The sequence below is a fragment of the Streptomyces sp. NPDC059499 genome, assembly GCF_042749285.1.
Lineage (GTDB): Bacteria > Actinomycetota > Actinomycetes > Streptomycetales > Streptomycetaceae > Streptomyces.
The window spans coordinates 17,447-35,621 of sequence record NZ_JBHYTT010000008.1; the positions used below are offsets into that span (position 1 = coordinate 17,447).

Annotated in this window: 13 protein-coding genes; 7 read left to right on the forward strand and 6 right to left on the reverse strand. The window is 71.4% G+C overall.

Translation table 11 applies throughout. The annotated features are described in order from the left end of the window. Positions 1 to 2: 2 nt before the first annotated feature. A complete protein-coding gene (locus tag ACFW9O_RS19575; protein WP_351178699.1) occupies positions 3 to 1,088 on the reverse strand; it encodes a DUF2637 domain-containing protein in 1,086 nt (361 codons plus the stop codon). Positions 1,089 to 1,291: 203 nt separating this feature from the next. After that, entirely contained in the window at positions 1,292 to 2,140 is an 849-nt protein-coding gene (locus ACFW9O_RS19580; RefSeq protein WP_384610857.1) for a (2Fe-2S)-binding protein, read from the reverse strand. Between the two features lie 146 nt (positions 2,141 to 2,286). Here ACFW9O_RS19580 and ACFW9O_RS19585 point away from each other — a divergent pair, with 146 nt between their 5' ends. Continuing rightward, entirely contained in the window at positions 2,287 to 3,036 is a 750-nt protein-coding gene (locus ACFW9O_RS19585; RefSeq protein ID WP_384610858.1) for a GntR family transcriptional regulator, read from the forward strand. Positions 3,037 to 3,079: 43 nt separating this feature from the next. Here the strand turns inward: ACFW9O_RS19585 and ACFW9O_RS19590 are convergent, their stop codons facing one another. Both ACFW9O_RS19590 and ACFW9O_RS19595 read right to left on the reverse strand, forming a co-directional pair. Next, positions 3,080 to 3,862 (reverse strand): hypothetical protein, encoded by a 783-nt coding sequence (locus ACFW9O_RS19590; protein WP_384611286.1) that lies wholly within the window; start codon positions 3,860 to 3,862, stop codon positions 3,080 to 3,082. A 163-nt stretch (positions 3,863 to 4,025) separates the two neighbouring features. Continuing rightward, entirely contained in the window at positions 4,026 to 5,762 is a 1,737-nt protein-coding gene (locus ACFW9O_RS19595) for a PucR family transcriptional regulator (protein ID WP_384610860.1), read from the reverse strand. Between the two features lie 272 nt (positions 5,763 to 6,034). Here ACFW9O_RS19595 and ACFW9O_RS19600 point away from each other — a divergent pair, with 272 nt between their 5' ends. The 6 genes from ACFW9O_RS19600 (at position 6,035) to ACFW9O_RS19625 (ending at position 16,657) form a co-directional block, all read left to right on the forward strand. Continuing rightward, complete coding sequence (locus ACFW9O_RS19600) at positions 6,035 to 6,925, forward strand: xanthine dehydrogenase family protein subunit M (protein WP_351181105.1); 891 nt, start codon at positions 6,035 to 6,037, stop codon at positions 6,923 to 6,925. A 2-nt stretch (positions 6,926 to 6,927) separates the two neighbouring features. Beyond that, positions 6,928 to 7,524 carry a (2Fe-2S)-binding protein gene (locus tag ACFW9O_RS19605; RefSeq protein WP_351181108.1) on the forward strand — a complete coding sequence of 199 codons (597 nt, stop codon included), beginning with the start codon at positions 6,928 to 6,930 and terminating at the stop codon, positions 7,522 to 7,524. A gap of 2 nt (positions 7,525 to 7,526) precedes the next feature. Next, complete coding sequence (locus ACFW9O_RS19610) at positions 7,527 to 9,944, forward strand: xanthine dehydrogenase family protein molybdopterin-binding subunit (RefSeq protein WP_384610862.1); 2,418 nt, start codon at positions 7,527 to 7,529, stop codon at positions 9,942 to 9,944. A gap of 213 nt (positions 9,945 to 10,157) precedes the next feature. Continuing rightward, entirely contained in the window at positions 10,158 to 11,615 is a 1,458-nt protein-coding gene (locus ACFW9O_RS19615) for an NCS2 family permease (protein ID WP_384610864.1), read from the forward strand. 43 nt (positions 11,616 to 11,658) lie between these two features. After that, positions 11,659 to 12,798: an XdhC family protein gene (locus tag ACFW9O_RS19620; RefSeq protein WP_384610866.1), complete on the forward strand. Its 1,140-nt coding sequence runs from the start codon at positions 11,659 to 11,661 to the stop codon at positions 12,796 to 12,798. A 103-nt stretch (positions 12,799 to 12,901) separates the two neighbouring features. Continuing rightward, the gene (locus ACFW9O_RS19625; RefSeq protein ID WP_384610868.1) at positions 12,902 to 16,657 is read left to right on the forward strand and encodes a S8 family serine peptidase; all 3,756 of its coding nucleotides are present in this window, start codon (positions 12,902 to 12,904) and stop codon (positions 16,655 to 16,657) included. A 65-nt stretch (positions 16,658 to 16,722) separates the two neighbouring features. Here ACFW9O_RS19625 and ACFW9O_RS19630 read toward each other — a convergent pair whose 3' ends face one another. Further along, a complete protein-coding gene (locus ACFW9O_RS19630) occupies positions 16,723 to 17,268 on the reverse strand; it encodes a DUF3626 domain-containing protein (RefSeq protein WP_384611288.1) in 546 nt (181 codons plus the stop codon). Then, positions 17,265 to 18,032: a hypothetical protein gene (locus tag ACFW9O_RS19635; RefSeq protein ID WP_384610870.1), complete on the reverse strand. Its 768-nt coding sequence runs from the start codon at positions 18,030 to 18,032 to the stop codon at positions 17,265 to 17,267. The genes ACFW9O_RS19630 and ACFW9O_RS19635 overlap by 4 nt, the downstream gene beginning before the upstream one ends. Positions 18,033 to 18,175 lie beyond the last annotated feature (143 nt).

Sequence of the window (18,175 nt, forward strand, 5' to 3'; positions counted from 1 at the left end):
CCCTAGCCGAACTGCTGCTCCAGATCCTTGAGCTTCTGCTCCAGCGAGTCGAGCCGGGGCAGGGTCTGGGTGTCGTCCTCCGCTGTGAGGTCGACGGTCACGGGTTCACCGTTCTGGTTCTGTGCCGAAGTACTCCTGGATTTCTGGCCGTTGACGGCTTGCAGGGATGGCCGGGGACGCAGGGGCAGCTGTCCCGGCTCTGTTATGGCAGGCTCCGCGACGGCCGGTGTGCCGCCGCCCTGTGCGGGGGCGATGGCCTGGACGTCCACCTCGTGGGCGTTCCTGCCGGCGCGGCCCCAGGCCCGGTTCTGCCGGTTCAGGGCCTTGATGCGGGCCCGGTCCAGCTTCGCCTGGTCCTTCCTGCGGTGCCGGTCCTGTTCCTTCTCCCGGCGGTCCTCGCGTACCTCGTCGACCGCCTCGTCCAGGGTGCGTACGCCCTCGAGGAGCATCAGCGACCAGGCGCCGAAGGTCTCCCTGGGCGCCCGCAGCCACCGTACGATCCGGATCTGCGGCAGGGGCCGCGGTACCAGCCCCTGCTCCCGCAGGGCGGCCCTGCGGGTCTGCTTGAGCGCCCGGTCGAACAGCACGGCTGCCGAGAGGGACATCCCCGCGAAGAAGTGCGGGGCGCCCGCGTGGTCCATCCCGCGCGGCGCGTGCACCCAGTTGAACCAGGCGGCAGCACCGGCGAACGTCCACACCAGCAGCCGGGAGCCCAGCGCCGCGTCACCGTGGCTCGCCTCGCGCACCGCGAGCACCGAACAGAACATGGCGGCCCCGTCGAGGCCGAAGGGGACGAGGTACTCCCAGCCACCGGAGAGGCTGAGGTTTTGCCGGCCGAAGCCGACGAGTCCGTGGAAGGACAGAGCGGCGGCAACCGCGGCGCAGCAGAACAGCAGCACGTACGAGGCGGTCGCGTAGAGCGCCTCCTTGCGCCTGCGGCGGTCCTCGCTGCGTTCCCAGGTGTCGTCGGCCGCGGCCTTCTCAGCGGCGCGCTTGCCGCGCGCGACCACCGTCACCGCCGCCATGACCCCCACGAGCAGTACGGCGCCCGGAAGCAGCCAGTCAAGCGATATGTCGGTCAGTCTCATGCGCGGTCCCTTGCGTCGCGTAGGGCGTTTCGGGCGCCATCGTGACGGAAATACCGGACCGCTCAGGGGGGTTTCGGGGCAAGTGAACGCCATTGAGGTGGCTGGGCTCACCGTTGGGCGGAATCTTCTCGAACATCCGCATAGGGCAAGTGAGTTGCGTTCGAATTCGGGTCGCCCGGACGGGCGGTGTGAGCCGACGCCCCTCAGGGGGCGGGTGTCAGCTTCCGGACGCGGTCGGCGTCACAGGTGCGCGGGCAGGTGACGCAGGTGTCCTCGGGCCGCAGGGTGTAGAAGAGGCAGCAGCTCGCCCGGTCGCGGGTCGGCAGCGCCTCACCCTCGGGTCCGGTCAGTTCGCGGAAGCCCGCGGTTCCCACGTACGGCCCGGTGGTGCCGGGCAGCAGGAGCTCCAGCTCCTCCATCGCGCGGCGCTCCTCGCCGAGCAGATGGGCGATGTACCAGAGGCCCTCGACGATCTCGTCCGTCGCCATGCCCCACAGGGCCCGCTTGCCGCGCCGCATGCGGGGGCCGAAGCCGTCGAGCACGGCGCCGAGGTGTTCCGCCACGGCGTCGCGGACCTCGGCCCGCAGGGCCGCCTCGTCCGGGACGATCCGGGCACCCGGCAGCGTCGCCGCCGGATCGTCCGGCAGGCAGGCGAACTCGCCCACCCGGACGGTCAGATGCCCCAGCGCCCGCTGGAAGGAGACGTCCTGGACGGGGATCCGAGGCACCCGGCGGTGCAGGAACCACGGAACGGTCACCAGCAGGCAGGCGGGCCAGGCGTAGCGGTGAAATCCGAAGCCGGCCACCACGTCGGGGCGGGCCCTTGTGCCGTAGTCCCGGAGTACCTGCGCGTCGTCCCAGGCCAGGAAGGCGTCCAGGGCGGCACCGCCCTCGGCGAGCTCGGCCGCGCCCACCCAGCCGGCGCCCGAAGGCGCCGCCGCGTCGTCGGGGAGCACCTCGGCCCGCAGTCCGGGGAACACCTCGGCCAGGCGTGCGTACGCCTCCGTCACGGGGGACGGGGCGGGGGCGGTGAGCAGGGTGGGGACGGTCATGCAGGGACCACCGAATCACGATCGTTTGCAGGTAAGCCTTACCTTACCCGAATTGATCGATGTTTGAACTGCGGCCTCCTCCGCCTATCGTGCACAGAGGGCAGGCCATCTGCGAGCCGGGCCCCTGGCAGGCCGAGGAGGTCCGGGTGGAGCAGGGCAGAGCGCGCGAAGGCGTACGCCCGCCGTACGCGTCCGCGGGGATCCCGCAGGACGTCCGCGTGCCCGAACAGACGCGCGGCGAGCACACCCACAGCGAGCCGCCCGCCCCCCGCGTGGTGCAGCGGCACTCCGTACGCGGCCAGATCCTGGACGCCCTGCGCGCCGCCCTCGTCGACGGCGAGCTGGCACCGGGGCAGGTCTACTCCGCCCCGGCGCTCGGCGCGCGGTTCGGCGTCTCCGCGACGCCGGTGCGCGAGGCGATGCAGCAGCTGGCCATCGAGGGCGCCGTCGAGGTCGTACCCAACCGGGGCTTCCGGGTCAGCGAGCGGGGCCCGCGCGAACTGGCCGAGCTCGCCGAGGTGCGCGCCCTGATCGAGGTCCCCGTGATGCTGCGGCTGGCCCGTACCGTGCCGGCGGGCAACTGGTGCGTGCTGCGCCCGCTGGCCGAGGCCACGGTCGCGGCGGCGGCGGTCGGTGACCGGGCGAGCTACGCGGAGAGCGACCGCGCCTTCCACCGTGCCGTTCTCGCACTCTCGGGCAACCAGCAGCTCGTGACGGTCGCCGACGAGCTCCACCGCCGTTCCCAGTGGCCCCTGGTCAGCAACCCCGCCACCCGGCGGGCCGACCTCCTCGCCGACGCCTCCGAGCACACCGCGCTGCTCGACGCGCTCATCGCGAGGGATCTCACGGTCGTGCAGTCGCTCGTGCGCGAACACTTCACGGGCGCCGAGGGCTGACCCGCGCCGTCCCCGGCCGGGGACGGCGCACCGACACCCCGTGTCAGTTGGCCTCCACGGTCTCCGGGGTCGGTGGCTCGAGGCGGGGGGCCAGCCACGTCGGTACGCCACCGAGCAGCCGGAACAGCCGGCCCGCCTCGGCGCGCAGCCGTCCCGCCTCGGGTTCCGTCTCGGCGTCCGCGAGCGAGAGGAGGGCCGGGGCGGTACCGACGAGATAGCCCAGCTCCTCCCTTATCCGCAGGGATTCCGCGAAGCCGTGCCGCGCCTCCGCGAGCTCGCCCTCGCGCAGGGCGAGCGAGGCCAGGTGCCGCCAGGTGAACGAGAGCAGCAGCTCGTCGCCCTGGGCCGTGGCACCGGCGTGGGCCCTGCGGTAGGCGGCACGGGCGGACTGGGGCGCGTCGGAGATGTTCTGGGCGATCAGGCCCCGGCGGAAGTCCAGCAGGGGGCGGCCGGCGGCCCCCGGGGCGAGCAGGGCCGCGGCCCTGCTCAGCGCCACGCTGGCCTCGTCGGCCCGGTCCCGTACCCCCAGCAGGGTCGAGGCGTACGCGAGGTAGCCGCGCTCGCAGGCGGCCGCCCCGCGCTCGGTGTCGTCACGGGCGAGCGCCTCGGCCGTGCGCAGCGCGTCCTCGGCCTCGGTCCAGCCGGTGCTGGTGTAGAGGCACTGCTCGGTGAGCAGGGACGTCCGCTGGAGAGCGGCCGCGGCATCCGTGGCCGCGTGGTGTTCCAGCAGTGCGGCCGCGTCCGTCCAGCAGGCGCGTGACCGCAGCCGCCATACCGCTGTCTGGAGCGGCGGATCGTCATCTGCTGTCGTTCCGGAACCAGACATGGCGGTATACGCCACGTTGCCCTCCCCGAGCGCGCCCTTGAGCTGTTGAGTGTGGCCGCATCTCAGCACGGATTGGCACGCCGGGCCAAGGGGTGGGATCAATGTCAGGTGAAAGATTTCACAATCGACCGGACCGCGGCGGTGCGGTGACGGCGCCCGGAAGTCAGCTCATACGCAGGGCGAGGAAGAAGTCGAGCTTGTCCTCGAGGCGCGAAAGGTCACGCCCCGTCAACTGCTCGATCCGGCCGACACGGTAGCGCAGCGTGTTGACGTGCAGGTGCAGCCGGGCCGCGCAGCGGGTCCAGGAACCGTCGCAGTCCAGGAAGGCCTCGAGCGTCTCGATGAGCTCCGCGCGGTGCCGGCGGTCGTAGTCGCGCAGCGGGTCCAGCAGGCGAGCGGTGAAGGCCCGGCGGACGTCGTCGGGGACGAAGGGCAGCAGCAGGACGTGCGAGGCGAGCTCGTGGTGGCCGGCCGCGCAGACCCGGCCCGGGCGTGCCGCCGCGACGCGGCGCGCGTGCCGGGCCTCCTCCAGCGCGCCGCGCAGTCCTTCGGCCGAATGCACGGCGGCGCTGACACCCAGGGTCAGACGGCCGTCGTCCGCGAGCCCCGCCGAGAGCGGTTCGCGGACGGTGGCGAGGAGGGCATCGGCGTGCAGCGCGTTGTCCCGCCGCTCCGGGGCCTCCTCGTGCGCGTCCGGACCGGAGCCGGAAGCGGGCTCCGCCGCGGGCGCGGCCACGTCGGACAGCGGAACGAGGGCGATGGCCTCGTCACCCGTGTGGGCCACTGCGATCCGGTCCGCGGAGTCGGGCCCCGCCACGGCGGGGTCGACGAGGATCTCCTCCAGCAGCGCCTGGGCGACCTGGCCGCCCGGAAGTTCCGGGCCGGAGTCCGTGCCCTCGCCCGCCCACTCGACCCGGGCCACCACGACCTGCCAGTGCGGCGCCGTCCCGAGGCCGGGCAGCAGGACCGGGGCCGCGACACGCAGCCTGGCCGCGATCTCGGCCGGGGGAGCGCCCGCCTGGACCAGCTCCAGAACCTCCTGGGCGAGCCTGCGGCGTACCGCACGGGCCGCGTCGCGGCGGTCCCGTTCGACCGCGATCAGCTGCGTGACGCCCTGGAGCAGGTCGAGCCGCGCCGCCGGCCAGTCGCTCGCGTCGGCCTCCACGGCCAGCAGCCAGTCGGAGAGCACCGACTCCCGCGGGTCACGGGACGGGGCCGGGACGGTACCCCGGCCGTTGTTCCGGATCGGGAACAGCGAATACGTCGTACCGCCCACCTCGGCGCGGTGCGGGCCCCGGCGGCCCGTGCGGGTGGCCGCGAGGTGCTGCGCGGCCAGTGCGGCGCCCAGGGGACCGGACAGGGGTTCGCCGGCTCCGGCGATCCGGCGGCCCGTGGGGGAGAGGACCCAGGCGTGCAGGTCCAGGTCGGAGGTCAGCAGGTCGAGGACCACTTCGGGGCCGCCGCCCGCCGGGCCCGAGGTCATCAGCCGGCGGTGCCGGTCCACGACCGCGGCGAGATCCCCGGCACGCTCGCCGGAGACCTGGCGCACCACGTGCTCGGTGATCGTTGCGAATGCGACAATTTCATTGACCGCGAAGAGCGGGAGCCGGTGGTGCAGGCATGCTTCGACGAGATCGTCGGGAATGGCCCCGAGCTCCGCCTCGCCCGCCGCGAGACCGGCGACGCCGGCATTCGCCAGGATCCGGACGAACGGCTCCGAGTCCGCCGCGTCCCGGCGCCAGGCCAGGCCCGTGAGGACGAGCTCCCCGCCGGAGAGATAGCGGCTCGGGTCGCGCAGGTCGGTCGTCATGACGCCCCGGACCGAGCGGTCCAGCTCGTCCTCGCCGCCGAGCAGCCGCAGGCCCAGCGCGTCGGTGTCCAGCAGTGCGCGCAGCCGCATCTCGATTGCCGCCGATCTTTTTCGTTGGTCCGGGGGACAGCTGGGGATACCTGTGAGTTGCGGTGAGGTTCACGATCCCCACCATTCGTTCGAATCTACAAGACAGGGATGAGGACCAGCCAATTCCTTCATGGTTTCGGTGACTGCACCGAGTGGAGCAAGGCTTGTGTACTGGGTCACACACCGCGTCAACAACACAGGAACGACCAGTCGAGGGCCGGCCGTCCCCAGCCCCCAGCCGAACGACCCCATTGAGAAGAAGAGAGCCACTCATGGACTTCCTTCGCCCCGCCAGCTGGGAGGAGGCGCTCGCCGCCAAGGCCGAGCACCCGACGGCTGTACCCATCGCGGGTGGAACCGATGTGATGGTCGAGATCAACTTCGACCACCGGCGGCCCGAGTACCTCCTGGACCTGAACCGCATCGGTGAGCTGTCCGAGTGGCAGGTGGGCCAGGACGACGTCCGTCTCGGCGCCTCGGTGCCGTACAGCGCCATCATGGAGCACCTCAGGACCGAGCTGCCCGGCCTCGCCCTCGCCTCGCACACCGTCGCCTCGCCGCAGATCCGCAACCGCGGCGGCGTCGGCGGCAACCTCGGCACCGCGTCACCCGCCGGTGACGCCCACCCGGCCCTGCTCGCCGCGGGCGCCGAGGTCGAGGCCGAATCCGTACGAGGCACCCGGATGATCCCCATCGACGCCTTCTTCACCGGCGTCAAGCGCAACGCCCTCGAACCGGACGAGCTGATCCGGGCCGTGCACATCAAGAAGGCCGACGGACCTCAGCAGTACTCCAAGGTCGGCACCCGCAACGCGATGGTCATCGCGGTCTGCGCCTTCGGCCTCGCCCTCCACCCGGAGACCCGCACCGTCCGGACCGGCATCGGCTCCGCCGCCCCCACGCCCGTGAGGGCCAGGGAGGCCGAGGAGTTCCTGAACGCCGCGCTGGAAGAGGGCGGGTTCTGGGAGAACGGCAAGATCATCACCCCGTCCGTCGCCAAGCAGTTCGCGCAGCTGGCCTCCGGCGCCTGCAACCCCATCGACGACGTACGGGGCACCGCGGCCTACCGCAGGCACGCCGTCGGCATCATGGCGCGCCGCACGCTGGGCTGGACCTGGGAGCAGTACCGCGGCACGGGCCGCACCCTCGAAGGAGCTGCTTAACCATGCGAGTGAATTTCACGGTCAACGGCCGCAAGCAGGAAGCCGACGACGTGTGGGAGGGCGAGTCCCTCCTGTACGTCCTGCGTGAGCGCATGGGTCTTCCGGGTTCGAAGAACGCCTGTGAACAGGGCGAATGCGGGTCCTGCACGGTCCGCCTGGACGGTGTGCCCGTCTGTTCCTGTCTGGTCGCCGCCGGACAGGCCGAGGGCCGCGAGGTCGTCACCGTCGAGGGTCTCGCGGACTACGCGAAGCACCGCGAGGACGCCCACCCGGGCAGCGGCTGTTCCTCCGGCGCCTGCGGCACGTCGCTCGACGCCGCCCAGCGCTGGCAGGCCAGGCCCACCGACGGACAGAGCGGCGAGGCCACGGAACTGTCGCCGATCCAGCAGGCGTTCATCGACGCCGGTGCGGTGCAGTGCGGCTTCTGCACCCCCGGCCTCCTGGTCGCCGCCGACGAACTGCTGGAGACCCACCCCTCGCCGTCCGACCAGGACATCCGCGAGGCGCTCTCCGGCAACCTCTGCCGCTGTACGGGTTACGAGAAGATCCTCGACGCGGTCCGCCTCGCGGCCGCCCGTCAGGAAGAGACGGTGCGATAGCCATGGCTCTGCATCCACGGGCCGCCTCCGTGCCGGCCGGTACCCCCACCAAGATCACCCAGGGCTCGAAGACCAGGGGCGGCATCGGCGAGTCCACGCTGCGCCCCGACGGCACCCTGAAGGTCACCGGCGAGTTCGCCTACTCCTCGGACATGTGGCACGAGGACATGCTGTGGGGCCACACGCTCCGCTCGACCGTCGCCCACGCCGAGATCAGGTCCATCGACATCGGCGAGGCCGTCGCGACGCCCGGCGTCTACGCCGTGCTGACCTACGACGACCTGCCCGCCGCGATGAAGAACTACGGCCTGGAGATCCAGGACACCCCGGTCCTGGCCCACGGCAAGGTCAGGCACCACGGAGAGCCGGTGGCGCTCGTCGCCGCCGACCACCCGGAGACCGCCCGCCGCGCCGCCGCCAAAATCAAGATCGACTACGTCGAACTGCCGGTCATCACGGACGAGGCGTCCGCGACCGCACCCGACGCGATCCTGGTCCACGAGGGCCGCGACGACCACCACATCGGTCATGTCCCGCACCCGAACATCGTCCACCGCCAGCCGATCGTCCGCGGTGACGCCGACGCGGCGGCGAAGCGCGCCGACGTGATCGTCAGGGGCGAGTACGTCTTCGGCATGCAGGACCAGGCGTTCCTCGGCCCGGAGTCCGGCCTCGCCGTGCCCTCCGAGGACGGCGGCGTCGAGCTGTACGTGGCCACCCAGTGGCTGCACTCCGACCTCAGGCAGATCGCCCCGGTCCTGGGCCTGCCCGAGGACAAGGTCCGCATGACGCTCTCCGGCGTCGGCGGTGCCTTCGGCGGCCGCGAGGACCTGTCCATGCAGATCCACGCCTGCCTGCTGGCGCTGCGCACCGGCAAGCCCGTCAAGATCGTCTACAACCGCTTCGAGTCCTTCTTCGGACACGTCCACCGGCACCCGGCGAAGCTCCAGTACGAGCACGGCGCGACCAAGGACGGCAAGCTCACCCACATGAAGTGCCGGATCGTGCTGGACGGCGGCGCCTACGCCTCCGCCTCCCCGGCGGTCGTCGGCAACGCCTCCTCGCTCTCGGTCGGCCCGTACGCCATCGAGGACGTCGACATCGAGGCCCTCGCGCTCTACTCCAACAACCCGCCCTGCGGCGCCATGCGCGGCTTCGGCGCCGTCCAGGCGTGCTTCGCGTACGAGGCGCAGATGGACAAGCTCGCGGCGAAGCTCGGCATGGACCCGGTCGAGTTCCGGCAGCTCAACGCCATGGAACAGGGCACCCTCCTGCCGACCGGGCAGCCCTGCGACTCGCCGGCCCCGGTCGCCGAGCTGCTGCGCCGGGTCAAGTCCCGGCCGATGCCGCCCGAGCAGCAGTGGCTGGCGGTGGACGCCGGAGGCAGCAGCGTCGACGTGCGCGCCCTTCCCGGCGGGCTCTCCAACACCACCCACGGCGAAGGCGTCGTACGCGGGGTCGGCTACGCGGTCGGGCTCAAGAACGTCGGCTTCTCCGAGGGCTTCGACGACTACTCCACCGCCCGGGTCCGGATGGAGGTCATCAACGGCGAGCCGGTCGCGACCGTGCACACCGCCATGGCCGAGGTCGGTCAGGGCGGCGTCACCGTGCACGCCCAGATCGCCCGCACCGAACTCGGCGTCAACCAGGTCACCATCCAGCCCGCCGACACCCGTGTCGGCTCCGCGGGATCGACCTCCGCCTCCCGCCAGACCTACGTCACCGGCGGCGCCGTGAAGAACTCCTGCGAAGCCGTCCGGGAGCAGGTGCTGGAGCTCGGCCGCCGCAAGTTCGGTACGTACCACCCGGCCTGGGCCACCGCCGAACTCCTCCTGGAGGGCGGCAAGGTCGTCACCGACGGCGGCGAGGTACTGGCCGACCTGGTCGACGTACTGGAGGACGAGGCGATCGACATCGAGCTGGAGTGGCGCCACCGGCCCACCGAGCCGTTCGATCTGCGGACCGGCCAGGGCAACGGCCACGTCCAGTACTCCTTCGCCGCCCACCGCGCGGTCGTCGAGGTCGACACCGAACTCGGTCTGGTCAAGGTCATCGAACTGGCCTGCGCCCAGGACGTCGGCAAGGCGCTCAACCCGCTGTCGGTCATCGGCCAGATCCAGGGAGGCACCCTCCAGGGCATGGGCATCGCCGTCATGGAGGAGATCGTCGTCGACCCGAAGACCGCGAAGGTGCGCAACCCGTCCTTCACGGACTACCTGCTGCCCACGATCCTCGACACCCCGACCATCCCCGTCGATGTGCTCGAACTCGCCGACGACCACGCCCCGTACGGGCTCCGCGGCGTCGGCGAGGCCCCGACCCTGTCGTCCACCCCGGCCGTCCTCGCGGCGATCCGCAACGCGACGGGTCTGGAGCTGAACAGGACACCGGTACGCCCCGAGCACCTCACCGGGACCTGACGGTCACTCAGAACCCTCCGGGCGGTGCGCGCCTGCCGTGAACGTCACACTTCCCCGCGCCGCGCACCGTCCGGAGTCCACGCACAACCTCTCCACCTGCAAGAAGAGTTCGTCCTGGGCCGTCCCCCGGGTCGTGCCGCCGAGCAGCATCCCAAATCCCGCAGTCACGAAGCTCCACGCGGGTGCCCCTGTGAACCTTGGGAGTCAGGCAACATGACCCAGCAGTCAGTGCAAGTCAAGACGAGTGCGGAGGACGCGGGCCCCGGCTCGCGTGTCCCCGCCGGACGGTCCTGGCTCGACCGTTACTTCCACATATCCGAACGGGGATCGACCGTCGCACGCGAAGTGCGCGGCGGCGTCACGACCTTCATGGCCATGGCGTACATCCTCCTGCTCAACCCGCTCATCCTCGGCGGCAAGGACGTCGACGGCCAGCTGCTCAGTCAGCCGGGACTCATCACCGCCACCGCGTTCGCGGCGGCTGCCACCACCCTGCTGATGGGCTTCATCGGCAAGGTGCCCCTCGCCCTCGCCGCCGGCCTCAGCGTCTCCGGCGTGCTCGCCTCGCAGGTGGCCCCGGCCATGTCCTGGCCGCAGGCCATGGGCATGTGCGTGGTCTACGGGCTGGTGATCTGCCTGTTGGTGGTCACCGGCCTCCGCGAGATGATCATGAATGCCATCCCGCTCGCGCTGAAGCACGGCATCACCATGGGTATCGGCCTCTTCATCGCCCTCATCGGGCTCTACAAGGCCGGCTTCGTCCACAAGGGCACCGCGACCCCGCTCTCCCTCGGCCCAGCCGGCGAACTCGCCGGCTGGCCCGTCCTCATCTTCGCCGTCACGCTGCTGCTGATCTTCATGCTCCAGGCGCGCAACATCCCCGGCGCGATCCTGATCGGCATCGTCGTCGGCACCCTGGTCGCGGTCGTCGTCAACGCCGTCGGCGACATCGACGCCAAGTCCTGGAGCAGCGGCCCGCCCGAACTGGCCGGCGGCGCGGTCTCCTCACCGGACTTCTCGCTCTTCGGGGACGTCGAGTTCGGCGGCTGGGGCGACGTCGGCGTGATGACCGTCGGCATGATCGTCTTCACCCTGGTGCTGGCCGGCTTCTTCGACGCCATGGCCACCATCATCGGAGTCGGCACGGAAGCGAAGCTCGCCGACGACAAGGGCCGGATGCCGGGCCTGTCCAAGGCACTGTTCATCGACGGTGCGGGCGGAGCGATCGGCGGCGTCGCCGGGGGCTCCGGCCAGACCGTGTTCGTCGAGTCGGCGACCGGGGTCGGGGAGGGCGCCCGCACCGGGCTGGCCTCCGTCGTCACCGGGCTGTTCTTCGCCGCCTGCCTCTTCTTCACCCCGCTCACGGCCATCGTCCCGGCCGAGGTGGCCTCGGCCGCCCTCGTCGTCATCGGCGCCATGATGATGCAGAACGCCCGGCACGTGGACTGGAGCGACCGCTCCGTCGCCATCCCGGTCTTCCTCACCGTGGTCCTGATGCCGTTCACGTACACCATCACCACGGGTGTCGCCGCGGGCGTCATCTCGTACGCCGCCATCAAGCTCGCCCAAGGCAGGGCCCGTGAGGTGAGCGCCTTCATGTGGGTCCTGACGCTCGTCTTCGTCGTCTACTTCGCCCTGAATCCGATCGAGAGCTGGCTGGGCGTCCACTGAGGCCGCACCGCCCCTCCGCACCCCTGTCAGAAGGAGACACGCCATGCTGGACATCGCCGAAGAACTGCACCGGTGGGTCGGGCAGGGACGCGCGTTCGCCGTGGCCACCGTGGTGGCCGTCGGCGGGAGCGCGCCCCGGCAGCCGGGCGCCGCGCTCGCCGTCGACAGCGAGGGCACGGCCATCGGTTCGGTCTCCGGCGGATGTGTGGAGGGTGCGGTGTACGAACTGTGCCGACAGGCTCTCGAGGACGGCACCACCGTGCGCGAGCGCTTCGGCTACAGCGACGACGACGCCTTCGCGGTCGGTCTGACCTGCGGCGGCGTCATCGACATCCTGGTCACCCCGGTGCGCGCGGACGATCCCGCGCGCCCGGTGTTCGCCGCGGCGCTCGCCGCTGCCGCCGGGGGTGCGGCGGCAGCGGTCGCCCGGATCACCGACGGGCCCGCGGAGCTGCTCGGCCGACCGCTGCTCGTCCACCCCGACGGCGGGTACGAGGGCGGGCTCGGGGGTCACCCCGAGCTCGACCGCACGGCCGCCGCCGAGGCCCGGGCGATGCTGGACGCGGGCCGCACCGGCGAGGTCACCATCGGCGCCGACGGCTCGCGCTGCGGCCGGCCGCTCGCCCTGCTCGTCGAATCGAGCGTCCCGCCGCCCCGGATGATCGTCTTCGGGGCCATCGACTTCGCCGCCGCCCTGGTCCGGGCCGGCCGCTTCCTCGGCTATCACGTCACCGTCTGCGACGCCCGCCCCGTCTTCGCGACCGCGGCACGCTTCCCGGACGCCGACGACATCGTCGTCGACTGGCCGCACCGCTACCTCGCGGACACCGAGGTGGACGCGCGCACGGTGCTCTGCGTACTCACGCACGACGCCAAGTTCGACGTACCGCTGCTGGAACTGGCGTTGCGGCTGCCGGTCGCCTACGTCGGTGCGATGGGGTCGCGCCGTACTCATCTGGAGCGCAACGAGCGACTGCGCGAGGCGGGTGTGACCGAGCGCCAACTGGCGTCCCTGCACTCGCCGATCGGGCTGGACCTCGGAGCGCGTACGCCCGAGGAGACGGCCCTGTCGATCGCGGCGGAGATCGTCGCCGACCGGCGTGGCGGCAGCGGTGTACCGCTCTCCGGCGCCCACACCCCCATCCACCACGAGGAGGGACCACCGCTCGCCTCCGTGGCCTGAACCGTCCGCCGGGCCGCGACCGAGCCGGGCGGGTAGCCGCCACGGCGGGTTCACGCCAGCCGAGAACCTGCCGTGGATGTGTCCCGGCCGGTAGATCTGCTGCATGACATTCCTCCCCTCCTCCGTTTCCGGCCGGGCGAGACCCGCTCGCGCGGGACGCAGGGCACTGCTCATAGCGACCTCGGTCGCCCTCGTGAGCGGCGTCATGCTTCCCGCGGCGGGCTCCGCAACCGCCGCTCCGCAACCGCCGTCCACCGACGGCCGCTCCGAAGCCCCGGCCCGGAGCTACGACATCACCCTCGTCACCGGTGATGTCGTCCACTACACGGACGGCGCCGGCAACCAGGACACCGTGACCGTGGACCGCCCCGACGGCGTGTCGGGCGGCGTGCACATGCAGCAGGCGGGCGACGACATCTACGTCCTGCCCGACGAGGCGACCGCCCTGATCGCGGCGGGGAAGCTGGACCGACGGCTGTTCAACATCTCGACCCTGGTCGAGATGGGGTACGACGACAAGCGTTCCGGCGGCATTCCGCTGATCGCCACCTACCCGGCCGGCAAGGCACGTTCGCTGCCCGCCGCACCGCGCGGCAGTAAGACGGTCCGCACCCTCGAATCGGTCCACGGTGCGGCGCTGAAGGCCGACAAGGACGACGCGCGCGCCTTCTGGAGCGACATCGCCCGCACGGAGAAGAGCCGTTCGCTCGACAACGGCATCGCCAAGCTGTGGCTCGACGGCAAGGTCGAGGCGGCGCTCAAGGACTCGGTGCCGCAGGTCAACGCCCCGCAGGCCTGGGCCGCCGGCTTCGACGGCAAGGGCACCACGGTCGCCGTCCTGGACACCGGCATCGACGCGACGCACCCGGACGTCAAGGACCGCATCCTGCAGTCCAAGAGCTTCGTACCCGGCGAGGAGGTCGTCGACAAGCACGGCCACGGCACGCACGTCGCGTCCACCATCGCCGGCTCGGGCGCCGCGTCGGACGGTGCCAACAAGGGCGTCGCCCCCGGCGCCGGCCTGATCGTCGGCAAGGTCCTCAGCGACGAGGGGTCCGGCGCGGACTCCGGCATCATCGAGGCCATGGAGTGGGCGAAGGCCGAAGGCGCCGACGTCGTCTCCATGAGCCTCGGATCCAGCATCCCGGACGACGGCACCGACCCGATGGCGCAGGCCGTCGACGCGCTCTCGGCCGACGGCGGACCGCTGTTCGTGATCGCCGCCGGCAACGCGTACGGCGCGGGCACGATCGGCGCTCCCGGATCGGCGGCGAAGGCACTCACCATCGCCGCCGTCGACAAGCAGGACAACCGCGCGGACTTCTCCTCCATGGGCCCGCTGGTGAGGTCGCACGGGCTGAAGCCCGACCTGTCCGCCCCCGGCGTCGACATCAACGCGGCCGCATCCCAGGCGATCCCCGGCATGACCGAGATGTACCAGCAGATGTCCGGTACGTCGATGGCGACCCCGCACGTCGCCGGCGCAGCCGCCATCCTGAAGCAGCGGCACCCCGAGTGGTCCGGCCAGCGCATCAAGGACGCGCTGATGAGCACCTCGAAGCAGCTGCCCGACTACACCCCGTACGAGCAGGGCACCGGCCGCCTCGACGTGAAGGCGGCGATCGACACGACGATCGAGGCCACCGGCTCCGTCGAGGTCGCCTCCTACGACTGGCCGCACGCCACGACCGACCCGGTCGCCGAGCGGAAGATCACCTACCGCAACTCCGGTGCGCAGGACGTCACTCTGGACCTGACGACCGGCACGGACTCGGCCGCCTACAAGCTCTCCGCGTCCACGGTCACCGTCCCGGCCGGTTCCACGGCCGACGTGGGCCTCTCGATCGACCCGGCCCAGGTCCCGAGCAACACCCAGTTCTCCGGCCAGGTCGTCGCCAAGGACGCGGCCGGCACAGTCGTCGCGCACACCGGCTTCGCGGTGAACAAGGAGCAGGAGCTCTACGACCTGACGCTCGAGCTCCGCGACCGCGCGGGCAAGCCGATGGACGGCTACGTCGTCCTCGGTGAGCTCGGCAGCCCGGACCTCGGAGTCGTCGCGGTCTCCGGCGAGACCACGCTGCGCCTGCCGCCCGGCAACTACTCCACGTGGGCCTCGGTCGACGTCGAGGGCGACCGCGCCGACTCGAAGGCTGTCGCCTTCCTGGCCGACCCCGAGACGGTCCTGGACAAGCCCACCACGGTCACCCTGGACGCCTCCAAGGCCCGCAAGGTCAGCGTGCGCACGCCCAAGGAGACCGAGACGCGGCAGCTGCGCTACGACATGGCACGCACCGCGCCCAACGGGGTCGTCCTGCGTGACGCGTTCCAGATCCCGCTGATGTACGACCAGTTGTGGGCGAGCCCCACCGAGAAGGTCACCCAGGGCACCTTCAGCTTCCTGACCCGCTGGCGTCAGGGCGAGAAGATGATCGACCTGGCGGCCGACGGCCGTGACGTGCCGGTCACCGTGCAGGGCGGCTCACTGCTCGCCGAGGACAGCGAGCAGAAGCTGACCGGCTTCTTCGCCGGCAACGGTGCCGCGGCCGACTACCAGGGCCGCAACGTCAAGGGGAAGGCCGTCGTGGTCACCCGCAGCGACGCGGTCAGCCCCGAGGACCGGCTGGCGAACGCCCTCGCCGCGGGCGCCAAGGCACTGTTCGTCGTCAACGACGGCAGCGGCGTCCTGATGGAGAGCTACGTCCCGTACGGCACCGAGACCACGATCCCGGTGGCCACCGTGCAGCGGATCGCGGGCGAGACGCTGATCAAGGCCGCCGAGCGGGGCCGGAAGCTCGACATCGACCAGCGCAGGTACACGAGCTTCGTGTACGACCTGGTCGACCGTCACGACGGCACCATCCCCGACCGCTCACTGGCCTTCGCCCCGTCGACCGGTCAGCTGGCGAAGGTGGAGAACACCTTCTACGGCCACAAGGCGACGCTCGGCGGCGGCTACCGCTACGACATCCCGGACTACGGACCGGGCCTCGGATTCGAGGAGTACGAGAAGTTCCCGGGCGTCCGCACCGAGTGGGTCACCCCGCTGCCGGGCGACTCGTTCTGGTACGAGAACCACTCGGTCCTGAACGCGCAGGCGACAGGTTTCGCCGCCGAGATGCGCAGCGGCGACCTGGACTACACGGCCGGCCGCAGCTACGAGGCCGAGTGGTTCGCGCCGATCACCCGTCCGCGGCTCGGCACCGGCTACTGGGGTCCGTTCCGCACCACGTACAACGACATGCAGTTCAACATCCCGATGTGGAGCGACTCCGGTGCGGGCCACTCCGGTTCGATGCCCGAGGACGAGTACGACACCACGTCGTACGCCTTCTACCAGGGTGACACTCTGCTGAGGAAGGGAGCGGGCCGCGCCGGATACGCGGGCGACCTCTCGTCCGAGAAGCTCCCCTACCGGCTGGTCCTCGACTCGGTCCGGGACGGCGACCTGTGGAAGACCTCGACCCGGACCCACAGCGAGTGGAGCTTCGTCTCGGGCGCCCTGGACGAGAACGGCCCGTACCAGGCCGACATCCCGATGCTCCAGCTGGACTTCGGCGTCGACACCGACCTGGCCGGTGACGTCAAGGGCGGCCGGTGGACCGAGGTCGCTCTCGCCTCCGGCACGCAGGAGTGGATGGACGGCGCGGTGAAGGCCGACAAGGCCTCGCTGTCGGTCAGTTACGACGACGGCAAGAGCTGGTCCGCCGCGCACCTGCACAAGGACTCGGCGGGCAAGTGGACCGCACGGTTCAGGACCCCGGCGAAGGCGGGCGGCTTCGTGTCGCTCAAGGCGCACACCGAGGGACCCGGCGGCCTCGCCGTCGACCAGGAGATCATCCGGGCCTTTGGCCTGAAGTGATCCGCTGAGGGACCCGTCCGAGGTGGCTCCGCACCCTGCTCAGGGGTGCGGAGCCACCTCCCTTTTCACGCTCTCCCGGCGGTGGCGGTCCGCCCGAACCGGGCGAGACAGTGCCAGACCTTCTTGAGGTCCTGCCCGTCGTGGAGGCCGGAGCGGGCCGCGTCCCCGATCACCCGCGGGTCGAGGACCAGCGCCTCCGCATGGAGGTCGAGGCGGACGGGCCCGTGGACCTGGGCCTCGATGTAGTCGTCGAGCGCGTCCTTGCGGTCGGCCTCGGCCAGTTCGATGAGCCGCATACGCGCCGCCACCCCGAAGTCCGCAGGTTCCAGGAAGCTGTCGGGACAGCAGAACGTGGTGCGGTCGAGTGTCCCGGCGGTCAGTCTGAAGTGCGCGGAACCGAACCGGGGTGCCGCACCGACGGGCGAGCGCCGGAAGTTCAACGCGCCGTAGACGGGGCGCTCATGAGCGTGTGCGTCGTCGTAGGCGCCCGCGAAGATCCGGCTCTCCCAGCGCCACCGGTCACCGCCGGGGTGCGCAGTGAGCCCTCCGTTCCCAGTCTGCCCGTCCGCGCTGCCGCTCCGCCCCCCGGTTTCCGCGCGTGGGCGTATCAGCGCAGCGGGCGTGCGCCCGTGTCCCCGTCGGCTGCCCGGAGCAGCCGCAGGAACGCCTTCAGGCCGGAGATGATCTCCTGGTTGTCCGTCAGGCGGTTCACCGTCGCCTCGAACTCCCGGGCCAGCGCGGCGATCTTCCGGTCGGCCACGTCCGCCCGCTCGTACACCGAGACACCCAGCGCGTCCACGGTGCCGCGCAGTGCGGCGAGTGCGCGGTACTGCTCCTCCGCCTTCTCCTCCAGGACCCTGGTCCCGCCCTGTACCTGCTCGACCTGCTTGCGCAGCTCCAGGACGTCGTCACGCGGGAAGGTGACGTCCTCGACGAGGGTGCCCAGCCGTTTCCGCAACTGTCCGAAGTAGGCGCCCGCCGGCCTGAAGACGGTGCTCAGCAGGAAGAACCCGGCGAACCAGTAGCCCGTGACGGCTCCCGTCGCCACTGTGACCGCGACGACCAGGGCAGCCGTCAGGACATGACCCCCTACGGCCACCCGCAGCATCATCCGGGCGATCCGCCCCGCTTCGGCATCGCGTGCGGCGGGCACCTCCAGGCCCTTTCCGCGGCTGACCTCGATCTCGGCGAGGACCGCACGGGCCCGGAAGTACAGGTTCCATGGCACCGTCAGCAGGACGAGCAGCCACAGCAGGCTCAGCACGCCGGCAGCCGCTCCCAGCAGCAGCGACAGCGGCATGCCCGATGCGTGGGCCAGCACCAGTGCTCCGGCCAGTGCGGCCGCCGCCAGCACCGCTCCCACGAACCGTCCCATGGTGTCCCCCCGACCGAGCAGCGCGTCCGTACGCCCGCTCTCCCGTCATCGTCCCGGGGGAGCGGGGTCCGGGCATGAGTACAGGTACTCAGAGGGGCGGGGGGGGGGGGGGGGCGGGGCCGCGCGGGCGCCGCCCCCCGCGC

Bases quoted from the DNA above. Each gene is read 5' to 3' on its own strand.
- ACFW9O_RS19575 (WP_351178699.1), bottom strand. From the start codon at position 1,088: ATGAGACTGACCGACATATCGCTTGACTGGCTGCTTCCGGGCGCCGTA.
- ACFW9O_RS19580 (WP_384610857.1), bottom strand. From the start codon at position 2,140: ATGACCGTCCCCACCCTGCTCACCGCCCCCGCCCCGTCCCCCGTGACG.
- ACFW9O_RS19590 (WP_384611286.1), bottom strand. From the start codon at position 3,862: ATGTCTGGTTCCGGAACGACAGCAGATGACGATCCGCCGCTCCAGACA.
- ACFW9O_RS19595 (WP_384610860.1), bottom strand. From the start codon at position 5,762: ATGCGGCTGCGCGCACTGCTGGACACCGACGCGCTGGGCCTGCGGCTG.
- ACFW9O_RS19600 (WP_351181105.1), top strand. From the start codon at position 6,035: ATGGACTTCCTTCGCCCCGCCAGCTGGGAGGAGGCGCTCGCCGCCAAG.
- ACFW9O_RS19605 (WP_351181108.1), top strand. From the start codon at position 6,928: ATGCGAGTGAATTTCACGGTCAACGGCCGCAAGCAGGAAGCCGACGAC.
- ACFW9O_RS19610 (WP_384610862.1), top strand. From the start codon at position 7,527: ATGGCTCTGCATCCACGGGCCGCCTCCGTGCCGGCCGGTACCCCCACC.
- ACFW9O_RS19615 (WP_384610864.1), top strand. From the start codon at position 10,158: ATGACCCAGCAGTCAGTGCAAGTCAAGACGAGTGCGGAGGACGCGGGC.
- ACFW9O_RS19620 (WP_384610866.1), top strand. From the start codon at position 11,659: ATGCTGGACATCGCCGAAGAACTGCACCGGTGGGTCGGGCAGGGACGC.
- ACFW9O_RS19625 (WP_384610868.1), top strand. From the start codon at position 12,902: ATGACATTCCTCCCCTCCTCCGTTTCCGGCCGGGCGAGACCCGCTCGC.
- ACFW9O_RS19635 (WP_384610870.1), bottom strand. From the start codon at position 18,032: ATGGGACGGTTCGTGGGAGCGGTGCTGGCGGCGGCCGCACTGGCCGGA.